The organism is Enterobacter cloacae complex sp. P16RS2 (assembly GCF_014982155.1).
Lineage (GTDB): Bacteria > Pseudomonadota > Gammaproteobacteria > Enterobacterales > Enterobacteriaceae > Enterobacter > Enterobacter cloacae_M.
The window spans coordinates 53,594-71,624 of record NZ_JADCKW010000032.1 but is presented as its reverse complement, the minus strand read 5'-3'; the positions used below and the strand labels follow the sequence as shown (position 1 = coordinate 71,624).

The 18,031-nt window shown below is 58.8% G+C and carries 21 protein-coding genes; 18 read left to right on the top strand and 3 right to left on the bottom strand.

Features of this window, described 5'->3' with window-relative positions; all coding sequences use genetic code 11:
• Positions 1-48: 48 nt before the first annotated feature.
• A complete protein-coding gene (gene asd / locus INF68_RS19000) occupies positions 49-1,152 on the bottom strand; it encodes an aspartate-semialdehyde dehydrogenase (RefSeq protein ID WP_126786781.1) in 1,104 nt (367 codons plus the stop codon).
• A gap of 179 nt (positions 1,153-1,331) precedes the next feature.
• Here asd and yhgN point away from each other — a divergent pair, with 179 nt between their 5' ends.
• On the top strand, positions 1,332-1,925 hold the full coding sequence (gene yhgN, locus INF68_RS18995) for an NAAT family transporter YhgN (RefSeq protein WP_003861574.1): 594 nt from the start codon (positions 1,332-1,334) through the stop codon (positions 1,923-1,925).
• A gap of 153 nt (positions 1,926-2,078) precedes the next feature.
• Here yhgN and tusA read toward each other — a convergent pair whose 3' ends face one another.
• A complete protein-coding gene (gene tusA / locus INF68_RS18990; protein WP_008503071.1) occupies positions 2,079-2,321 on the bottom strand; it encodes a sulfurtransferase TusA in 243 nt (80 codons plus the stop codon).
• A 167-nt stretch (positions 2,322-2,488) separates the two neighbouring features.
• Here tusA and INF68_RS18985 point away from each other — a divergent pair, with 167 nt between their 5' ends.
• Together INF68_RS18985 and INF68_RS18980 are read left to right on the top strand one after the other, a co-directional pair.
• Positions 2,489-3,154, top strand: coding sequence for a 7-cyano-7-deazaguanine/7-aminomethyl-7-deazaguanine transporter (locus INF68_RS18985; protein ID WP_023309514.1), 666 nt, complete (start codon positions 2,489-2,491; stop codon positions 3,152-3,154).
• A gap of 72 nt (positions 3,155-3,226) precedes the next feature.
• Positions 3,227-3,784, top strand: a complete 558-nt coding sequence (locus INF68_RS18980; protein ID WP_023309515.1) for a DcrB family lipoprotein — start codon at positions 3,227-3,229, stop codon at positions 3,782-3,784.
• Positions 3,785-3,788: 4 nt separating this feature from the next.
• Here INF68_RS18980 and INF68_RS18975 read toward each other — a convergent pair whose 3' ends face one another.
• The gene (locus INF68_RS18975) at positions 3,789-5,006 is read right to left on the bottom strand and encodes an MFS transporter (protein WP_109846164.1); all 1,218 of its coding nucleotides are present in this window, start codon (positions 5,004-5,006) and stop codon (positions 3,789-3,791) included.
• 145 nt (positions 5,007-5,151) lie between these two features.
• On the opposite strand from INF68_RS18975, the gene INF68_RS18970 reads away from it, so the two are divergent.
• From INF68_RS18970 to INF68_RS18900, 15 genes are all read left to right on the top strand, one after another.
• The gene (locus INF68_RS18970) at positions 5,152-6,201 is read left to right on the top strand and encodes an AI-2E family transporter (RefSeq protein ID WP_023309517.1); all 1,050 of its coding nucleotides are present in this window, start codon (positions 5,152-5,154) and stop codon (positions 6,199-6,201) included.
• A gap of 336 nt (positions 6,202-6,537) precedes the next feature.
• Positions 6,538-6,927 carry a hypothetical protein gene (locus INF68_RS18965; protein ID WP_126786780.1) on the top strand — a complete coding sequence of 130 codons (390 nt, stop codon included), beginning with the start codon at positions 6,538-6,540 and terminating at the stop codon, positions 6,925-6,927.
• 69 nt (positions 6,928-6,996) lie between these two features.
• Entirely contained in the window at positions 6,997-8,061 is a 1,065-nt protein-coding gene (locus INF68_RS18960) for a methyltransferase (RefSeq protein WP_032662220.1), read from the top strand.
• Positions 8,062-8,130: 69 nt separating this feature from the next.
• Positions 8,131-8,853 (top strand): beta-ketoacyl synthase chain length factor, encoded by a 723-nt coding sequence (locus tag INF68_RS18955; RefSeq protein ID WP_126786779.1) that lies wholly within the window; start codon positions 8,131-8,133, stop codon positions 8,851-8,853.
• Positions 8,850-9,665 carry a 1-acyl-sn-glycerol-3-phosphate acyltransferase gene (locus INF68_RS18950; protein ID WP_126786778.1) on the top strand — a complete coding sequence of 272 codons (816 nt, stop codon included), beginning with the start codon at positions 8,850-8,852 and terminating at the stop codon, positions 9,663-9,665. Before INF68_RS18955 ends, INF68_RS18950 begins: the two co-directional genes overlap by 4 nt.
• Positions 9,646-9,903, top strand: a complete 258-nt coding sequence (locus INF68_RS18945) for a phosphopantetheine-binding protein (protein ID WP_008503081.1) — start codon at positions 9,646-9,648, stop codon at positions 9,901-9,903. The genes INF68_RS18950 and INF68_RS18945 overlap by 20 nt, the downstream gene beginning before the upstream one ends.
• A 10-nt stretch (positions 9,904-9,913) precedes the next feature.
• Complete coding sequence (locus INF68_RS18940) at positions 9,914-10,165, top strand: acyl carrier protein (RefSeq protein WP_008503082.1); 252 nt, start codon at positions 9,914-9,916, stop codon at positions 10,163-10,165.
• Between the two features lie 6 nt (positions 10,166-10,171).
• On the top strand, positions 10,172-10,759 hold the full coding sequence (locus INF68_RS18935; RefSeq protein WP_126786777.1) for a hypothetical protein: 588 nt from the start codon (positions 10,172-10,174) through the stop codon (positions 10,757-10,759).
• Entirely contained in the window at positions 10,752-12,113 is a 1,362-nt protein-coding gene (locus INF68_RS18930) for an AMP-binding protein (RefSeq protein WP_126786776.1), read from the top strand. Before INF68_RS18935 ends, INF68_RS18930 begins: the two co-directional genes overlap by 8 nt.
• A complete protein-coding gene (locus INF68_RS18925) occupies positions 12,100-12,453 on the top strand; it encodes a hydroxymyristoyl-ACP dehydratase (RefSeq protein ID WP_045888417.1) in 354 nt (117 codons plus the stop codon). Before INF68_RS18930 ends, INF68_RS18925 begins: the two co-directional genes overlap by 14 nt.
• Positions 12,444-14,135, top strand: coding sequence for a glycosyltransferase (locus INF68_RS18920; protein WP_126786775.1), 1,692 nt, complete (start codon positions 12,444-12,446; stop codon positions 14,133-14,135). Before INF68_RS18925 ends, INF68_RS18920 begins: the two co-directional genes overlap by 10 nt.
• A gap of 3 nt (positions 14,136-14,138) precedes the next feature.
• Positions 14,139-14,561, top strand: a complete 423-nt coding sequence (locus INF68_RS18915) for a thioesterase family protein (protein ID WP_126786774.1) — start codon at positions 14,139-14,141, stop codon at positions 14,559-14,561.
• Positions 14,558-15,163: an outer membrane lipoprotein carrier protein LolA gene (locus INF68_RS18910; protein WP_109846169.1), complete on the top strand. Its 606-nt coding sequence runs from the start codon at positions 14,558-14,560 to the stop codon at positions 15,161-15,163. Before INF68_RS18915 ends, INF68_RS18910 begins: the two co-directional genes overlap by 4 nt.
• Positions 15,132-17,456 carry an MMPL family transporter gene (locus INF68_RS18905; RefSeq protein WP_126786773.1) on the top strand — a complete coding sequence of 775 codons (2,325 nt, stop codon included), beginning with the start codon at positions 15,132-15,134 and terminating at the stop codon, positions 17,454-17,456. The genes INF68_RS18910 and INF68_RS18905 overlap by 32 nt, the downstream gene beginning before the upstream one ends.
• The gene (locus tag INF68_RS18900) at positions 17,453-18,031 is read left to right on the top strand and encodes a DUF3261 domain-containing protein (protein WP_023309529.1); all 579 of its coding nucleotides are present in this window, start codon (positions 17,453-17,455) and stop codon (positions 18,029-18,031) included. Before INF68_RS18905 ends, INF68_RS18900 begins: the two co-directional genes overlap by 4 nt.

Below are 18,031 nucleotides of genomic sequence, written 5' to 3'. Positions count from 1 at the left end.
GTACGCAAAAAAAAGGGGTGAAAATCACCCCCGGTAGTTAACAAATTATTACGCCAGCTGGCGCAGCATGCGGCGCAGCGGCTCGGCGGCGCCCCACAGGAGCTGGTCGCCGACGGTGAACGCGGAGAGATACTCCGGCCCCATGTTCAGCTTACGCAGACGGCCAACCGGCGTGGTCAGCGTGCCGGTAACGGCAGCCGGGGTCAGCTCGCGCATGGTGATATCGCGATCGTTTGGTACCACTTTCGCCCACGGGTTGTGCGCGGCCAGCAGCTCTTCCACGGTCGGAATAGACACATCTTTTTTCAGTTTAATGGTGAAGGCCTGGCTGTGGCAGCGCAGCGCGCCGATACGCACGCACAGACCGTCAACCGGAATGGTGTTCGCGGTCGCGAGAATTTTATTGGTCTCAGCCTGGCCCTTCCACTCTTCGCGGGTCTGGCCGTTATCCAGCTGTTTGTCGATCCAAGGGATCAGGCCACCGGCCAGCGGTACGCCGAAGTTATCCACCGGCAGCTCGCCGCTGCGGGTCAGCTGAGTGACCTTACGTTCAATATCGAGGATCGCGGACGCCGGGTTTGCCAGCTCGGTCGCGACGCTCTGGTGCAGCAGGCCCATCTGGGTCAGCAGCTCGCGCATATGACGCGCGCCGCCGCCGGACGCCGCCTGGTAGGTCGCCACGGAGACCCACTCAACCAGATCCTGCGCGAACAGGCCGCCGAGGGACATCAGCATCAGGCTGACGGTACAGTTACCGCCGACAAAGGTTTTCACGCCGTTGTTCAGGCCGTCGGTGATGACGCCCTGGTTTACCGGGTCGAGAATGATGATGGCATCGTCTTTCATGCGCAGCGAAGAGGCCGCGTCAATCCAGTAGCCCTGCCAGCCGCTTTCACGCAGCTTTGGATAGATTTCGTTGGTATAATCGCCGCCCTGGCACGTCACAATAATGTCGAGTGCCTTCAGCGCTTCCAGATCGTAAGCATCCTGCAACGTGCCTGTGGTACCACCAAAGGACGGAGCAGCCTGGCCGAGCTGGGAAGTGGAGAAGAAGACCGGGCGGATAGCGTCGAAATCGCGCTCTTCAACCATGCGTTGCATGAGTACAGAGCCGACCATACCGCGCCAGCCGATAAAACCAACGTTTTTCATAGCATTTTTTTCCTGCTGAGGGTGTGTGCTGATTGTGCAAGCCAGTATTGAACTGGGATATGCTTCACATTACAAAATGCTGCCAAAGTCGCAAGCGAAATTAATCGATGATTGCCCGGCAATCAGAAAAAGCGCTAATCATCGGAATAACACTACTAAGTATCAGGGATAATTTAAAGATGAGTGAAATCATTTCCGCGGCGGTTTTATTGATCCTGATTATGGATCCACTGGGAAACCTGCCTATCTTCATGTCGGTGCTGAAGCACACCGAGCCGAAGCGCCGCCGGGCGATTATGATCCGCGAGCTGCTCATCGCCCTGCTGGTGATGTTTATCTTCCTGTTTGCCGGTGAGAAAATTCTCGCATTCCTCAACCTGCGCGCCGAAACCGTTTCGATTTCCGGCGGGATTATTCTGTTCCTGATTGCCATTAAGATGATTTTCCCGAGCGCGGAAGGCAGCAGCAGCGGCCTGCCCGCGGGTGAAGAGCCGTTTATCGTGCCGCTGGCGATTCCACTCGTCGCCGGGCCAACGATTCTGGCCACGCTGATGCTGCTGTCGCATCAGTATCCGAACCAGATGAGCCATCTGGTGATTGCCCTGCTGATCGCCTGGGGCGGGACGTTTATCATCCTGCTGCAGTCGTCGCTATTCCTGCGCCTGCTGGGTGAGAAAGGGGTGAACGCGCTGGAACGCCTGATGGGGCTGATTCTGGTGATGATGGCAACGCAGATGTTCCTGGACGGGATCCGCGCGTGGATGAAAGGCTAGGTAAACGCAAAACGGCAATCAAAGATTGCCGTTTTTAGTGTTTGCCCCCTCTCCCCGTGGGAGAGGGTCGGGGTGAGGGCATCAGGCCGCAGAGGACACATATTCGTCGGATGGCGGCTTCGCCTTACCCGACCTACAGCAACGCCAGCCCATCTACCCCTTACGAATCAAATACCGGTACGGCAGCGCTTCGGTCTGCTGTGCCACCAGTTCATGCTCCATAAAGGTACAAAAGCCGGGAATATCGCGGGTCGTGGCCGGGTCGTCGGCAATAATCAGCAGCGTCTCACCGGTCTGCATGTTGCGCACGGTTTTGCGTACCATCATTACCGGCTCCGGGCAGCGAAGGCCCTGGGCATCAAGAGTGTGGTCTGGGCTGGAAAACAGGTCGGTCATGGTCTTCTCGGTCTGGTAAAAACGGCTGTAGTTTACGCCCGGTTGCGATCAATGCAAACCAGGTTAACGATTGCGTAAAAACTAACCATTGCAATGTCCTGACAAAGCAGTATCATGCTGCGGTTTTTATTGGGTTCCCTCACCCCAACGTATAAAAAGGTCACAATATGACGTCGTTTTCTGAATCACAGCGCGTAAAAGCGTTGTTCTGGCTTTCGCTTTTCCATTTGCTGGTGATCACCTCCAGCAACTATCTGGTGCAGCTCCCGATCTCCATCTTTGGTTTTCACACCACCTGGGGCGCATTCAGCTTCCCGTTTATTTTCCTCGCGACGGATTTGACCGTGCGTATCTTTGGCGCACCGCTGGCTCGCCGTATTATTTTTTCGGTCATGCTCCCGGCGCTGTTCATCTCGTACGTGGTTTCGTCACTGTTTTATATGGGAAGCTGGCAGGGCTTTGAAGCATTAACCCACTTCAACCTGTTTGTTGCCCGTATCGCCGCGGCAAGCTTTATGGCCTACGCGCTGGGGCAGATCCTCGATGTGCATGTGTTTAACCGCCTGCGTCAGAATCATCGCTGGTGGATGGCGCCAACCGCCTCCACGCTGTTCGGTAACGTGAGCGATACGCTGGCCTTCTTCTTCATCGCCTTCTGGCGCAGCCCGGATGCGTTCATGGCTGAACACTGGATGGAAATCGCGCTGGTGGACTACTGCTTCAAGGTGCTCATTAGCATTGTGTTCTTCCTGCCGATGTACGGCGTGCTGCTCAATATGCTGCTGAAAAGGCTGGCAGATAAATCTGAAATCACGGCATTGCAGGCTGGTTAAGGGTTCGCTTTATCAGTTGTGATAAGATGAGCGAATGAGCCGTTATGGCCGTTTATCGAAAGGAAGAAGTCAATGCGCAATCTGGTTAAATATGTCGGGATTGGCCTGCTGGTTGTGGGTCTTGCAGCCTGTGATAACAGCGACACGAAAACGCCTGCTCAGGGCGCATCCGCAGAGAGCAACGCGACCGGCCAGCCGGTGAATCTGATGGATGGCAAACTCAGCTTCTCTCTGCCAGCCGATATGACCGATCAGAGCGGCAAGCTGGGGACCCAGGCGAATAACATGCACGTTTACTCCGACGCAACCGGGCAGAAAGCGGTTATTGTGATTGTGGGCGACGATACCAGCGAAGATCTGGCCGTCCTGTCCAAACGTCTGGAAGATCAGCAGCGCGGCCGCGATCCTCAGCTGCAGGTCGTGACCAATAAATCCATCGAGCTGAAAGGCCACACGCTGCAACAGCTCGACAGCATCATCTCCGCAAAAGGCCAGACCGCATACTCTTCTGTGGTGCTGGGCAAGGTTGATAATAAGCTGCTGACCCTGCAGATCACCCTGCCAGCGGAAGATCAGCAGAAAGCGCAGACGGCTGCTGAAAACATTATTAACACCATCGTGATCCAGTAACGCTTCACGATGATGACGTGGCCTCCGGTGCCTGCACCGGGGGCCATTTTTTTAGCCGCCACGTCAGCAGCAGCGCAATCACCACCAGTCCCGCCGCGGCAAGATAGATCACCGGAACTCCTGCCCAGGCCATCACCAGCCCCGCCAGCGGGCCGGTAATGCCTAAAGACATATCCATAAACACCGTATAGGTCGCCAGCGCCGCCCCCTGATTCTGCTGCGGTACGGCTTTTACCGCCACCACGCCCAGCGCCGGGAAGACCAGGGAAAAGCCAGCCCCCGCGAGGAACACGCCCACTTTCGCGACCCAGGGCACCATCGCTATTCCGGTCAGCAGCAGCCCGACAATCTCTATCGCAAAGCAGATCATCGCCACATTCAGTCCGCCAAGACGGTTGATGCCGTTAGGGAAAAGCAGGCGGGCGCCAACAAACGCACAGCTAAAAAGGGTTAACGCAAAGGCTGCGCCGTCCCAGCCTTTGGCGTCGTAGAACAGGGTAATGAAGGTCGCAATCACGCCGAAGCCGGTGGTCGCCAGCGCCAGGGCCATGCCGTACGGCCAGACGCGCCCCAGCACCGCCCGAAACGGCAGCGGCTTGCCTTTGCTGGCCTTCACTTTCGGGCGCGGCAGCGCAAAGAGGATTGCCAGCAGCGCGACCGCCATAATGGTGATAGCCAGCCCATACAGCCCGCCAAACGCATAGCAGGCCACGCCGAGCGGCGCCCCGAGCGCCATCGCACCGTAGGTGACAATCCCGTTCCAGGAGATCACCCGGCCAATGTGCGGCGCGCCTACCACCCCCACGCCCCACAGCGTTGAGCCGGTTCCCGCCAGACTTTGCCCGATGCCAAGAATGACGCGGCCCAGGCAGAGCAGCGCCAGGCTGACCAGCGGCCAGTGGCCGGTGGTGGCAGCCAGCAGGTAGCTCAGGCCACTAAGGAAACAGCCGCACAATCCCACCACCACGATGCTTTTTGGACCGAACGTGTCCGCGTAGCGCCCGGCATACGGGCGGCTGAGGAGCGTGGCGAAATATTGCAGGCTTATCACCAGCCCCGCCCAGAAGGCGCTGAAGCCCATCACGTCATGGACATAGCCCGGCAGGACCGCCAGCGGCAGGCCAATGGTCAGATAGCTGGCAAAGTTGAAAATCACAACGGAAACGATGCGCAGATTGAGGCGCAGTCCGCTCAGTGCCGGTTCAGCGGCAGGTTCGGGCATGGGGTTCTACCTGGATTTTTTACAACAGTGTTTCACTATTACCACGGCGCAATAAGAAAATCAGCCCCGACTTTCAGATTAACGGTGCCAGACGAAGCGAAGCCCGGGCACTACACTTATCGGGTCATCATATTAAGGAACACGCATGATCGCTAACCCGTCCGACAAAGCTGGACTCCACATCTTATTAAAACTCGCCTGCCTGGTGGTTATCCTTGCGGGTATCCATGCTGCCGCCGATATTATTGTTCAGCTCCTGCTGGCGCTCTTTTTTGCCATTGTGCTAAATCCGCTGGTCACCTGGTTTTTACGCCGGGGCGTCAGCCGTCCGGTAGCCATCACCATCGTGGTTATTGTCATGCTGATTGGCCTGACGGCGCTCTTCGGCGTGCTGGCGGCATCGCTGAGCGAATTCTCCACCATGCTGCCGCAGTACAATAAAGAGCTGACGCGTAAAATTGTCGCGCTGCAGGAGATGGTGCCCTTCCTCAATCTGCATATCTCACCCGAACGGATGCTGCGCAGGATGGACTCCGAGAAGGTCATGACCTACGCCACCACCTTGATGACGGGGCTTTCCGGCGCGATGGCCAGCATTCTGCTGCTGGTCATGACCGTTGTGTTTATGCTGTTCGAAGTCCGCCACGTCCCCTATAAGCTGCGCTTTGCGCTGAACAATCCGCAAATTCACATTGCCGGGTTACACCGGGCCCTGAAGGGCGTCTCCAAATATCTGGCGCTGAAAACGCTCCTGAGCGTCTGGACCGGGGTGATTGTCTGGCTGGGGCTGATGCTGATGGACGTGCAGTTCGCGCTGATGTGGGGCGTGCTGGCCTTTCTGCTGAACTACGTGCCCAATATTGGCGCGGTACTTTCCGCCGTGCCGCCGATGATTCAGGCGTTTCTGTTTAACGGCTTCTACGAATGCATGCTGGTCGGCGCGCTGTTCCTCGTGGTGCATATGGTGCTGGGCAATATTCTTGAGCCGCGCATGATGGGGCACCGGCTGGGCATGTCGACGCTGGTGGTCTTTTTATCCTTACTGATTTGGGGATGGCTGCTGGGCCCGGTCGGTATGCTGCTGTCGGTCCCCCTTACCAGCGTATGTAAAATCTGGATGGAAACCACCAAAGGCGGCAGCAAGCTGGCGATCCTGCTCGGTCCGGGGAGGCCGAAAAGCCGGTTACCCGGCTAACCGACCTACCTTTACAGGTAGGTTTAAACCGTCAGTAATACACCATGAATTACCGCGCCCCTAATCCGTCGCGGTATTTTTATTTGCGTTAAGGCGATATTCATTCCGGTTTTAATTACGCCGCGCGCATTACGTTCAAACGCAATTCATGATTTAACGCAAATTATAAAAAATGAAATCCTTATTTATTTTCCATGCTATTATTCCCGCCTTCGCTTCAACGTAATGCAAACATTAATATTGATTAAAAATACGCCTGGCGATAACAAAAAGCCGGATGAATATTATTTGTAAAAACCACTGCCTTTAATTGTTATTATTGATATGGAGTTGTTGATGAAAAAGATCGTTAAATGGTGTGCTGCTGCCGTATTCGTTGGCGCGCTGGCAGGCTGCGCGCGTACCGCGCCAATCGCTCAGGTTCACTCTATTGTCAGCGCGGGCCATACTGCCGATCAGGTAAAAACGGCAATTTTGAAAGCAGGCCAAAAACGCGACTGGATCATGACGGAAACCGGCCCGGGAATGATTAAGGGGCGTCTGCAGTCACGCGATCACTCGGTCCAGGTGAGTATTCCGTACACGGCCACAAGCTATTCAATCAACTATGAAAACAGCCTTAACCTGAAAGCGGCAGACGGTAAAATCCACAAAAATTATAACCGCTGGGTGAATAACCTCGACCACGACATTCAGCTGAACCTCTCCGCTAGCGCCGCGCTGTAATTTTTTTCTAAAGTCGGGCCGCGTATGGCCCGATAACCTCTCTTTATTAGCCTCAAAGGTTACGCAGGAATGTACGAAAAGGACACACTCAGCGCACTGGATGCCATTACCGAAGCGCAACGCATCGCCTTTGCCCCGATGTTATTCCAGACTGCGCTTTGTCTGCGTAACTCAGGCGTTCTCGCCTGGCTCGATAAACAAGGAAAAGAGGGCGCAAGCCTCGAGGAAATAACCGAACACAGCACGCTCGGCAGCTATGGCGTCAGCGTACTGCTGGATATGGGATTAAGCGGTCGAATCGTTACCCAACAGAATGGACGTTATTTTCTGGCGAAAGTGGGCCATTTTTTACTGCACGACGAAATGACCCGCGTAAATATGGATTTCACCCAGGACGTTTGTTATCAGGGGCTATTTCACCTGGCGGACGCCCTGCAGGAGGAAAAACCGGCCGGATTAGCCGTGTTTGGCAACTGGCCAACCATCTACCCGGCGTTATCCCAATTACCAGCTCCGGCGAAAGAGAGCTGGTTCGCCTTCGATCATTACTATTCTGACGCCGCTTTTGACGCTGCTTTGCCATATATATTCGCAAGCTCGCCGACAAAATTGTACGATGTGGGCGGAAATACGGGTAAATGGTCGTTACGCTGCTGCCGCTATGACGAAAATGTTGCCGTGACGATCCTCGATCTGCCGCAGCAGATAGCGCTGGCGCAGGAAAACATCGCAAAAGCAGGTTTTTCTCATCGTATTGCATTCCATGCTGTCGATATGCTTAGCCCAGCAACATTGCCGGGTGACGCCGACGTCTGGTGGATGAGCCAGTTCCTGGATTGTTTCTCTCCGGATCAGATTGTCGCCATGCTGACGCGCGTCGCACAGGCCATGAAGCCAGGCGCACGTTTGTGCATCATGGAGCTTTTCTGGGATGCTCAGAAATTTGAAGCAGCCTCTTTCAGCCTGAATGCCACCTCGCTCTATTTCACCTGTATGGCGAATGGCAATAGCCGGTTTTACAGCGTAGAGAAGTTTTATCGCTACCTGGAGAGCGCAGGTTTCAGCGTTGAACAGCGGCTGGACAACCTTGGGGTCGGTCATACCCTGCTGATATGCACCAAACGTGAACAATAGAGCAGCTTAGCTGCCCGGGTGGCCCAGCCTGCCCTTTGAATACGGTTTTTTTGTCGCGGACGCGCGTAGATGAAATTTTCACTGAACATTATCGACTGGCAGGCGAGAGCGCCAGGACTCAGCGATGCCACAGAGTGGCAGGCGTGGTCGCGCCTGCAGCTGACCGTCGATCCAGCGGCCCCGCTTCCCCGCCTGACCGCTTTACCCATGATGACCGCACGCCGCCTCAACTCAGGCAGTAAGCTGGCGGTGGATATTGGTCTTGCCATGCTGCAAAACCACGCCATTGATGCCGTCGTCTATTCCAGCCGCCACGGCGAGCTGGAGCGCAACGACCGTATTCTGCATGCTCTGGCGACCGGGCAGTCCGTTTCACCCACCGACTTCGCGATGTCCGTGCACAATTCCGCGGTGGGCAATCTTACGATTACCGCACGCCAGGCCATCGTCTCGTCATCCATTTCTGCCGGGCTGGACACCTTCCAGCAGGCCTTATGTGAAGTGCTGAGCCTGCTGCATGCGGGCTATTCCCGCGTCCTGCTGGTCGATTTTGACGGCGCGCTGCCGGAATTTTACCATCCGGCGCTACCGCCGCAGATGCCCACCTGGCCTTACGCGCTGGCGCTGGTGATTGAATCCGGCAACGGAATGCAGTGTGAAACCCATAGCGGCAGCACGGGTGAAGAACCCGCCCTGCCGCAAAGCCTGATGTTCCTGCAGCGCTATCTCAGCGAGGAACGTCAGTTTGCGGTGCCCGGCGAACGTTTGCTGTGGCAATGGACGCGCGCATGAACCGCCTGGCTGCCCGTATCAACTGGCTATGGCGTCTGGCGATGACCGGCTTCTGCTTCGCGCTGTTTGGCGTGGGCGGGCTGCTGCTGTCGCTGGTCTGGTTCAACCTGCTGCTGATCGTCCAGCGCGACCGCGCCAGCCGTCGCCGCCTGGCGCGTCGCAGCATTGCGGCCAGCTTCCGCTTCTTCCTGACCGTGGCGCGCGGCCTCGGCGTACTGGACTATCGCATTCACAATCTTGACGCGCTGCGCAGCGATCGGGGTTGTCTGGTGGTGGCTAACCACCCCACGTTAATAGACTACGTGATTCTGGCGTCGGTGATGCCCGAAACCGACTGCCTGGTGAAAAGCGCGCTGCTGCGCAATCCCTTTGTCAGCGGCGTCATCCGCGCGGCGGATTACCTGATTAACAGCGAAGCCGAGCCCCTGCTCGCGGCCAGCCAGCAGCGTCTGGCTCAGGGCGACACGCTGTTAATCTTCCCGGAAGGCACGCGTACCCGGTTTGGCGAGGCTATCTCCCTCCAGCGCGGCGCGGCAAATATCGCCGTGCGCTGTAACAGCGATCTGCGGGTGGTGCTGATCCACTGTAGCGAACACCTGCTGGATAAAAAAAACCGCTGGTATGATGTACCGCCAGAAAAACCTGTTTTCACCGTGGATGTCCGCGACCGCGTGAACATCGACGAATTTTACGATGCAAATGAACAAGAACCGGCGCTGGCGGCAAGGCAGTTAAACCGGCATCTGCAGCATCGATTAACATCAGGCCTTCAATCTTTGTCAGGAATTAATGATGCAAGCGCTTTATCTTGAAATTAAGAATCTCATTATCACCACGCTGAATCTGGACGAGCTTACCGCAGAGGATATTGATACCGATGCCGCGCTGTTTGGCGATGGGCTGGGTCTGGACTCCATTGATGCGCTGGAACTGGGTCTGGCGGTAAAAAACCAGTATGGCGTGGTGCTTTCTGCCGAAAGCGAAGAGATGCGCCAGCACTTCTTTTCCGTCGCCACGCTGGCGTCCTTTATCAACGCTCAACGCGCCTGAGATGTGAACGATGACTGAACAAGAAACCATTTATCAGGAAGTCTGCGGCCTTCTGACCAGGCTCTTTGAAATCGACCCGCAGGACATTACGCCCGAAGCCCGTCTTTACGAAGACCTGGAGCTGGACAGCATTGACGCGGTGGACATGATTGTTCATCTGCAGAAGAAAACGGGCAAGAAAATCAAGCCGGAAACCTTCAAGTCGGTTCGTACCGTTCAGGATGTGGTAGACGCCGTCGAACAGCTTCTGCGCGAAGAGTAAGACCTCGTGCGTGGTGGACGGACGTTCCCGGTCATCCCACTGCTGACGGGGCTGATGCTGCTGGCGTGGCCCTTCCTGATTGGATTTGGGCTAACCCACAACAGCCTGCAGTGGCTGTTGCCGGTGATGGCGCTGGTATTGCTGCTGCGGCTGCGCCAGGCGCGGCGGAACGCCGGCCCGATGCGGTATGTGGTTCAGTGCGTGGCGCTCGCGGGCATCGCGCTCTGCGCGGCAAGCTACCTGCTGAAAACCCACCAGTGGCTGCTGTTCTACCCCGTGGTTGTCAACCTTGTGATGCTGGCCGTGTTCGGCGGTTCGCTGTGGACCGCGATGCCGCTGGTCGAACGGCTGGCGCGCCTGCGCGAGCCAAACCTGCCCCCGGAGGGCGTGCGCTATACCCGCAAGGTGACCCTCGTCTGGTGCGGCTTTTTCATCGGAAACGGCGCGATGGCGCTGTTCACCGTGCTCCATGGCGACATGCGTTTGTGGACGCTGTGGAACGGTATGATGGCTTATATCCTGATGGGAACGCTGATGGCGGCCGAGTGGCTGGTGCGCCAGCGGGTGATTAAAAAAGAGATGCACAATGACTAACCCTCTTCCGCTGGGCCAGTGGTTAAATGCGCCCCGCCCTGACGATACGCCCGTTGCCTGGCTTGACGATCGTACATGGACGCTTGGCCAGCTGCGCCACGACGTGACCTTGCTGGTCGACACCCTGCGTCAGCAGGATGGCGAACGATGGGCGCTGTGCTTTGAAAACAGCTACCTGTTTATCGTTGCGCTTCTGGCCTCGCTGCATGCCGGTAAAACGCCGGTCATTCCCGGCCATAGCCGCGTCTCGCAGCTTGAAGAACAGCAGTCGTTGTTTAGCGGCGTTCTGAGCGATAGGACTCTCGATTTCCATGGCAAGCTGATTGTGGTGGCCTCCAGCCATCAGACGGCTAGCCGCTGGGCGCCCCTGCCGGAGATTGACGAAAGCCGCTTCGTTGAGCTGTTCACCTCCGGCTCCACGGGTACCCCGCGCCGGGTGATTAAGCACATCGTCAGCCTGGATCGCGAAGCCCGTCTGCTGGCTGACCGCTTCGGCGAGCGTCTGACCGGCTGTAGCGTTGTCGCCTCGGTCGTACCGCAACACCTGTACGGCCTGACATTCCGCATCGTATTGCCGATGGCGCTGGGCCTGCCGCTGCATGCCGCGATGCTCTACTACGCAGAGCAGCTGGCCGCCCTTCCTCATGACAAACACTACCTGTTCATCAGCAGCCCGGCGTTCCTGAAGCGCCTGGATACGGAACTGCCCGCGCCGCCCGTCAGAATGCTGATTTCAGCAGGGGGCATGCTGCCCTGGTGTGACGTTTCCACCACCGCGGGCTGGCTTAACATCTGCCCGGATGAAATTTATGGCAGCACCGAAACCGGGATCCTCGCCTGGCGCCATCGCCAGCAGGATAACGTCCCGTGGCTGGCCTTCCCCGGCGTTATCTTCCATCAGGAAGATGATGCCTGTCGCGTCACGTCGCCACTGATCCACGAGGCTGAAGGACTCCAGCTGGACGATATCCTGCACTTCGACAGCGAGGGGCTGTTCAGCATCGCCGGTCGTCGCGGGCGGGTGGTCAAAATTGAAGAAAAGCGCATCTCGCTTAACGAGATCGAACGTCGCCTGCTGGAGATCGACGGCATTTGCGAAGCGGCTGCGCTGCCGGTCACGCGCGGGGGCCGTCAGGGGATTGGCGCACTGCTGGTCCTGGACGAAGCGGTTCGCCAGCGCGGCTATATGCAGGATAAAAAAGCGCAGGAGTTCGCCTGGCGTCGCGCGCTCCTGCCGTGGCTTGAACCCGTCGCCGTTCCGCGCTACTGGCGCATTGTCGATGAAATGCCGGTAAACAGTATGAACAAGCGTGTCTATGCGCAGTTAGAGGAGTTATTTCATGAAAATTCATGAAATTGAGCGCCGCCAGACACAGCCGGAGAAGCTGGAAATCATTTTGCATCTCGACGCGGCGCTGTTCTGGTTTCAGGGCCATTTTGCCGTACAGCCGCTGCTGCCCGGCGTTGCGCAGCTTGACTGGGTGATGCACTACGCCACGACGTTACTGGCGCCGGGCTACCGCTTTCACAGCATTCAAAACGTGAAGTTCCAGGCGCCTCTGCTGCCGGAAACCACGGTGACGCTGGTGCTTGAGTGGCATGCCGAACGTCAGATGCTGACCTTCAGCTACCAGCGTCACGCCGGAGCGGAGCGCCATACCGCCAGCAGCGGGAAAATTCGGCTATGTCAGTAACCTTTCGCCCCTGCGTGCTGATCCCGTGCTACAACCACGGCGACATGATCGCCCGCGTGCTGTCGCGTCTCGCCCCGTTCGGCCTGCCGTGCCTGGTGGTGGATGACGGCAGCGAAGCGATCACCCGTCAGGAGCTCGAGCGCCTCGCGGCGGAGCAGCCACAGGTAACGCTGGTCCGTCTGGCACAAAACGCCGGGAAAGGTGCCGCGGTCATCAGGGGGCTGGAGGAGTGCGCGCGCGCGGGCTATACCCACGCCGTGCAGGTGGACGCGGACGGTCAACACGCCATCGAAGATATCCCCAAACTGCTGGCGCTGGCGGAGCGCCACCCGGACGCGCTGATTTCCGGACAGCCCATTTACGATGATTCCATTCCACGCTCGCGACTCTACGGACGCTGGGTAACCCACGTCTGGGTGTGGATTGAGACCTTATCCCTGCAGCTTAAAGACAGCATGTGCGGCTTTCGGGTCTACCCGGTCTCGCCCACGCTGCGGCTGGCAGCGCGTGAAACGCTCGGCAAACGGATGGACTTTGACACCGAAGTGATGGTCCGTCTCTACTGGCAGGGCAACACCAGCGTCTTTCTGCCCACCCGCGTCACCTATCCGCAGGACGGGTTGTCCCACTTCGACGCGTTAAAAGATAACGTGCGGATCTCCCTGATGCATACCCGGCTGTTCTTCGGCATGCTGCCCCGCATGCCCGGCCTGCTTTTCCGTCGACGCCGCCAGCACTGGGCGCAGCAGGACGAGGTCAAGGGCCTGTGGGGCATGCGCCTGATGCTGCGCGTCTGGAAGCTGATGGGGCGCCGGGCCTTTACCGTGCTGCTGTGGCCGGTAATCGGCGTGTACTGGCTTATCGCGCGTCCGGCGCGCCAGGCCTCGCGGCAGTGGATTGAGAGAGTGAAGCAAGAGCTGCGTCAGCGGAACATGCCCGTTCCCCCGCGGCTCAACAGCTTTTTCCATTTCATGCGCTTCGGCAACGCGATGCTGGATAAAGTCGCCAGCTGGCGCGGTGAGCTGAAGTTTGATCGCGAAGTGGTCTTTGCCCCCGGCGCGAGCGAAACGCTTAATATCGCGGCGCCGCAGGGCAAGCTGCTGCTGGCCTCGCATCTTGGCGACGTTGAGGCCTGCCGGGCGCTGGCCCAGCTGGACGGCAGCAAAACTATCACCGCCCTGGTCTTCAGCGAGAACGCCCAGCGCTTTAAGCAAATCATGAGCGAAATGGCGCCCCAGGCGGGCGTGAATTTGATGTCGGTTACCGACATCGGCCCGGACACCGCGATTGCCATCAAAGAGAAGCTTGATCGGGGAGAATGGGTCGCGATTGTGGGCGACCGCATCGCGGTGAATCCGCAGCGTGGCGGCGAGTGGCGCGTGATCTGGAGTCCGTTCATGGGCCAGCCAGCGCCGTTCCCACAGGGGCCGTTTATCCTGGCCTCCATCCTGCGCTGCCCGGTGGTGCTGATTTTTGCCCTGCGCCAGCAGGGTAAGCTCGTCCTGCACAGCGAACCGTTTGCCGACCCGCTGCGCCTGCCGCGCGGTGAACGCCAGCAGGCGCTGCAGGAGACTGTCGATCGCTACGCGCAGCGGCTGGAGCATTACGCCCTCATGTCGCCGCTCGACTGGTTTAATTTTTTCGATTTCTGGCATCTGCCAGAGTCCAGAGAGAAGGAGTAAAGGGTGCTGACCGATCCCCGCTTTACGACTGAAGTTGAGATCACCGTTCCGTTCCACGACGTCGATATGATGGGCGTGGTCTGGCACGGTAACTATTTCCGCTACTTTGAGATCGCCCGCGAGGCGCTGCTCAATCAGTTTGACTATGGCTATCGCCAGATGAAGGCCTCCGGCTACGTCTGGCCCGTCGTCGATACCCGGGTGAAATACCGCGATGCGGTGACCTTTGAGCAGCGTATTCGCGTCCGCGCGCACGTTGAAGAGTATGAAAACCGCCTGCGCATTGCCTATCAAATTTTCGATGCGCAGACCGGCAAACGCACAACCACCGGTTACACCATCCAGGTGGCGGTGGAAGAAGCCACCCGCGAAATGTGCTTTGTGAGCCCGACAATACTGTTTGAACGAATGGGAGTGACGCCATGAGATGGTTGCCTTTGCTGGCGCTGATCGTCAGCCCGCTGGTCAGCGCCGTGACGCTGGATGAACTGCAGCAACGCTTCACCGGGCAGCCCGTCGTGCGTGCGCACTTCGAACAGGTTCGCACCATAAAAGATATGCCGCAGCCGCTGCGCTCGCAGGGCGAGATGCTGATCGCCCGCGACAGCGGCCTGCTGTGGGATCAAAAAGCGCCGTTTCCGATGATGCTCCTGCTGGACGACAAGCGGATGGTTCAGGCCATTAACGGCCAGCCGCCGCAGACCGTCACCGCCGACAATAATCCGCAGATGTTCCAGTTCAACCATCTTCTGCGGGCCCTGTTCCAGGCCGACCGCAAGGTGCTTGAAGAGAACTTCCGCATCGATTTTAAAGACCTGGGCGCGGGCCGCTGGTCGCTGGTGCTTACGCCAAAAACGACGCCGCTGGACAAGATTTTCGCCACCCTCGATCTGGGCGGCGCGACCTATCTGGAGACGATTCGTCTCAACGACAAACAGGGCGACCGTACCGATATCGCCCTTTCACGCCACCAACTGACGCCCGCCAGCCTGACCGATGACGAACGCCAACGCTTTGCCGCACCGTAAATCCCTGCGCCCAGCGCTGCTGTGGGCCACGCTATGCCTGATTCTGCTGGGCGTGCTGCTGTCGCTGCTGCCCGGTGCGCGTCTGAACAGCAGCGTGCTGGCCATGCTGCCGAAGCAGACGCTGGGGGCGATCCCGCCGGCGCTCAACGACGGGTTTATGCAGCGTCTCGACCGCCAGCTGGTCTGGCTGGTCAGCCCCGGCAAAGAGCCCGATCCGCGCGTGGCGCAGCAGTGGCTGGCGCTGCTGCAAAGTAGCGATTCGCTCAGCGAGGTCAAAGGCCCGATGGATGCCGCTGGGCAAAAGGCCTGGGGAGAGTTCTTCTGGCAGCACCGGAATGGCCTGATCGATCCCGCCACCCGCGCCCGCCTGCAAAACGGCGGAGAAGCGCAGGCGCAGTGGATTTTATCTCAGCTCTATTCGGCCTTTTCCGGCGTCAGCGGCAAAGAGCTGCAAAACGATCCCCTGATGCTGATGCGCGGCTCGCAGCTCGCTCTGGCGCAAAACGGCCAGAAGCTGCGGCTGATGGACGGCTGGCTGGTCACACAGGATGAGGCGGGAAACTACTGGTATCTGCTGCACGGCGAGCTGGCGGGCTCGTCATTTGATATGCAGCAGACCCACCGGCTCGTGACGACGCTTAACGCGCTGCAGGAGAGGCTAAAAGCGCGTTTCCCGCAGGCGCAGCTGCTTTCTCGCGGGACCGTGCTCTACAGCGATTACGCCAGCCAGCAGGCCAAACGCGACGTCTCGACGCTGGGCATCGCCACCCTGCTTGGCGTGTTCCTGCTCATCGTGGCGGTGTTCCGCTCCCTGCGCCCGCTGCTGCTGAGCGTGCTCTCCATTGCCATCGGCGCGCTGGCGGGCACGGTAGTGACGCTGCTGCTCTTTGGCGAACTGCACCTGATGACGCTGGTGATGAGCATGAGCATCATCGGTATTTCAGCCGACTACACGCTCTACTACCTGACCGAACGGATGGTGCACGGCGCGGAGCATTCCCCCTGGCAAAGCCTGGCCAAAGTGCGCAATGCGCTGCTGCTGGCGCTGCTGACGACCGTTGCCGCCTACCTGATTATGATGCTGGCCCCCTTCCCCGGGATCCGCCAGATGGCGGTGTTCGCCGCCGTGGGGCTGAGCGCCTCCTGCCTGACGGTGATTTTCTGGCATCCGTGGCTGTGCCGCGGTTTACCGGTGCGCCCGGTTCCGCTGATGGTCCTGATGCTGCGCTGGCTGGCCGCCTGGCGACGCAATAAAAAACTGTCCGTTGGTTTGCCCGTCGCGCTGGCGCTGCTCTCCGCCGTGGGGATGAGCACCCTGAGGGTGGACGACGACATCGCCCAGCTGCAGGCCCTGCCGAAAGATATTCTGGCGCAGGAGAAGGCCATTACCGCCCTGACCGGACAGAGTGTCGATCAGAAATGGTTTGTGGTGCATGGCGCCTCGCCTCAGCAAACGCTGGAGCGGCTGGAAGCCTTTACCCCGGCGCTGGCACAGGCGCAGAAAGCCGGAGAGATCGCCCGCTGGCGTACCCTGCCGCTGAACTCGCTGGCGCGCCAGAAAAGCGATCTGAAGCTACTGCGCGAGGCTGCTCATGCGGTGACGAACGTGCTGAAAAGCGCCGGGCTCAGCGCCGTATCCCCAAACCTCGATGCCATGCCGGTCAGCGTGGACGCGTGGCTTAAAAGCCCGGCCAGCGAAGGCTGGCGTCTGCTCTGGCTGACCCTGCCCAACGGGGAAAGCGGCGTGCTCGTGCCGGTGGACGGCGCGAAAAACAGCGCTTACCTCGGTGAACTGGCCGCGCGCCATGACGGCGTCGTCTGGGTCGATCGCAAAGCCAGCTTTGACAGCCTGTTTGCCCTCTACCGCACGCTGCTGACGGGGCTACTGTTTGCCGCGCTGGCGGTGATTGCCTGCGGGGCGATGCTGCGCCTCGGCTGGCGTAAAGGGCTGATAAGCCTGGTGCCGTCCGTGCTGTCGCTGAGCTGCGGCCTGGCGGTGCTGGCCGCAACGGGCCACCCGGTGAATCTGTTCTCACTGCTGGCGCTGGTACTGGTGCTCGGCATTGGCATTAACTACACGCTGTTTTTCAGCAACCCGCGCGGTACGCCGCTGACCTCGATGCTGGCGATTACGCTGGCCATGATGACCACGCTGCTGACGCTGGGCATGCTCGTCTTCAGCGCCACCCAGGCCATCAGCAGCTTTGGCATCGTGCTGGTGAGCGGTATTTTTATCGCCTTCCTGCTGGCTCCGCTGGCGATGCCGGATAAGAAAGAGAGAAAACGTAAATGAACGCTTTTTATCGCGCCGTCGCGCTGGCCGCGGCGCTGCTGCTGGCGGGCTGCAGCCATTCGACCGATACCAAAGAGACGCGGCCTCAGGCCTGGCTCCAGCCGGGCACCAAAGTGACGCTGCCGCCGCCCGGCATTAGCCCGGCGGTCAGCTCCCAGCAGCTGCTGACAGGCAGCTTTAACGGACAAACGCAGTCCCTGCTGGTGATGCTCAACGCGGATGCGCATAAGGTCACGCTGGCCGGGCTCTCTTCCGTGGGCATTCGTCTGTTCCTGGCAACGTACGATGAGACCGGTATTCATACCGAACAGTCGATCGTCGTGCCACAGCTGCCGCCCGCCAGCCAGGTGCTGGCCGACGTGATGCTCAGCCACTGGCCGATTAGCGCCTGGCAGCCGCAGTTGCCGAAGGGCTGGACGTTAACGGACAATGGCGATCGGCGCGAGCTGCGCAACGCCAGCGGCAAGCTGGTGACGGAGATTGTCTACCTGCAGCGCAAAGGCAAGCGCGAGCCGATCAGCATCGAGCAACACGTCTTTAAATACCACATCACCATTCAATATCTGGGTGACTGA

Excerpts from the sequence above, each read along its gene's own strand:
- yhgN (WP_003861574.1), top strand. The coding sequence starts at position 1,332 with ATGAGTGAAATCATTTCCGCGGCGGTTTTATTGATCCTGATTATGGAT.
- INF68_RS18980 (WP_023309515.1), top strand. The coding sequence starts at position 3,227 with ATGCGCAATCTGGTTAAATATGTCGGGATTGGCCTGCTGGTTGTGGGT.
- INF68_RS18940 (WP_008503082.1), top strand. The coding sequence starts at position 9,914 with ATGACTGAACAAGAAACCATTTATCAGGAAGTCTGCGGCCTTCTGACC.
- INF68_RS18925 (WP_045888417.1), top strand. The coding sequence starts at position 12,100 with ATGAAAATTCATGAAATTGAGCGCCGCCAGACACAGCCGGAGAAGCTG.
- INF68_RS18945 (WP_008503081.1), top strand. The coding sequence starts at position 9,646 with ATGCAAGCGCTTTATCTTGAAATTAAGAATCTCATTATCACCACGCTG.
- INF68_RS18910 (WP_109846169.1), top strand. The coding sequence starts at position 14,558 with ATGAGATGGTTGCCTTTGCTGGCGCTGATCGTCAGCCCGCTGGTCAGC.
- INF68_RS18985 (WP_023309514.1), top strand. The coding sequence starts at position 2,489 with ATGACGTCGTTTTCTGAATCACAGCGCGTAAAAGCGTTGTTCTGGCTT.
- INF68_RS18900 (WP_023309529.1), top strand. The coding sequence starts at position 17,453 with ATGAACGCTTTTTATCGCGCCGTCGCGCTGGCCGCGGCGCTGCTGCTG.
- INF68_RS18955 (WP_126786779.1), top strand. The coding sequence starts at position 8,131 with ATGAAATTTTCACTGAACATTATCGACTGGCAGGCGAGAGCGCCAGGA.
- tusA (WP_008503071.1), bottom strand. The coding sequence starts at position 2,321 with ATGACCGACCTGTTTTCCAGCCCAGACCACACTCTTGATGCCCAGGGC.
- INF68_RS18950 (WP_126786778.1), top strand. The coding sequence starts at position 8,850 with ATGAACCGCCTGGCTGCCCGTATCAACTGGCTATGGCGTCTGGCGATG.
- INF68_RS18970 (WP_023309517.1), top strand. The coding sequence starts at position 5,152 with ATGATCGCTAACCCGTCCGACAAAGCTGGACTCCACATCTTATTAAAA.
- INF68_RS18930 (WP_126786776.1), top strand. The coding sequence starts at position 10,752 with ATGACTAACCCTCTTCCGCTGGGCCAGTGGTTAAATGCGCCCCGCCCT.
- INF68_RS18960 (WP_032662220.1), top strand. The coding sequence starts at position 6,997 with ATGTACGAAAAGGACACACTCAGCGCACTGGATGCCATTACCGAAGCG.
- INF68_RS18965 (WP_126786780.1), top strand. The coding sequence starts at position 6,538 with ATGAAAAAGATCGTTAAATGGTGTGCTGCTGCCGTATTCGTTGGCGCG.
- INF68_RS18905 (WP_126786773.1), top strand. The coding sequence starts at position 15,132 with ATGACGAACGCCAACGCTTTGCCGCACCGTAAATCCCTGCGCCCAGCG.
- asd (WP_126786781.1), bottom strand. The coding sequence starts at position 1,152 with ATGAAAAACGTTGGTTTTATCGGCTGGCGCGGTATGGTCGGCTCTGTA.
- INF68_RS18920 (WP_126786775.1), top strand. The coding sequence starts at position 12,444 with ATGTCAGTAACCTTTCGCCCCTGCGTGCTGATCCCGTGCTACAACCAC.
- INF68_RS18975 (WP_109846164.1), bottom strand. The coding sequence starts at position 5,006 with ATGCCCGAACCTGCCGCTGAACCGGCACTGAGCGGACTGCGCCTCAAT.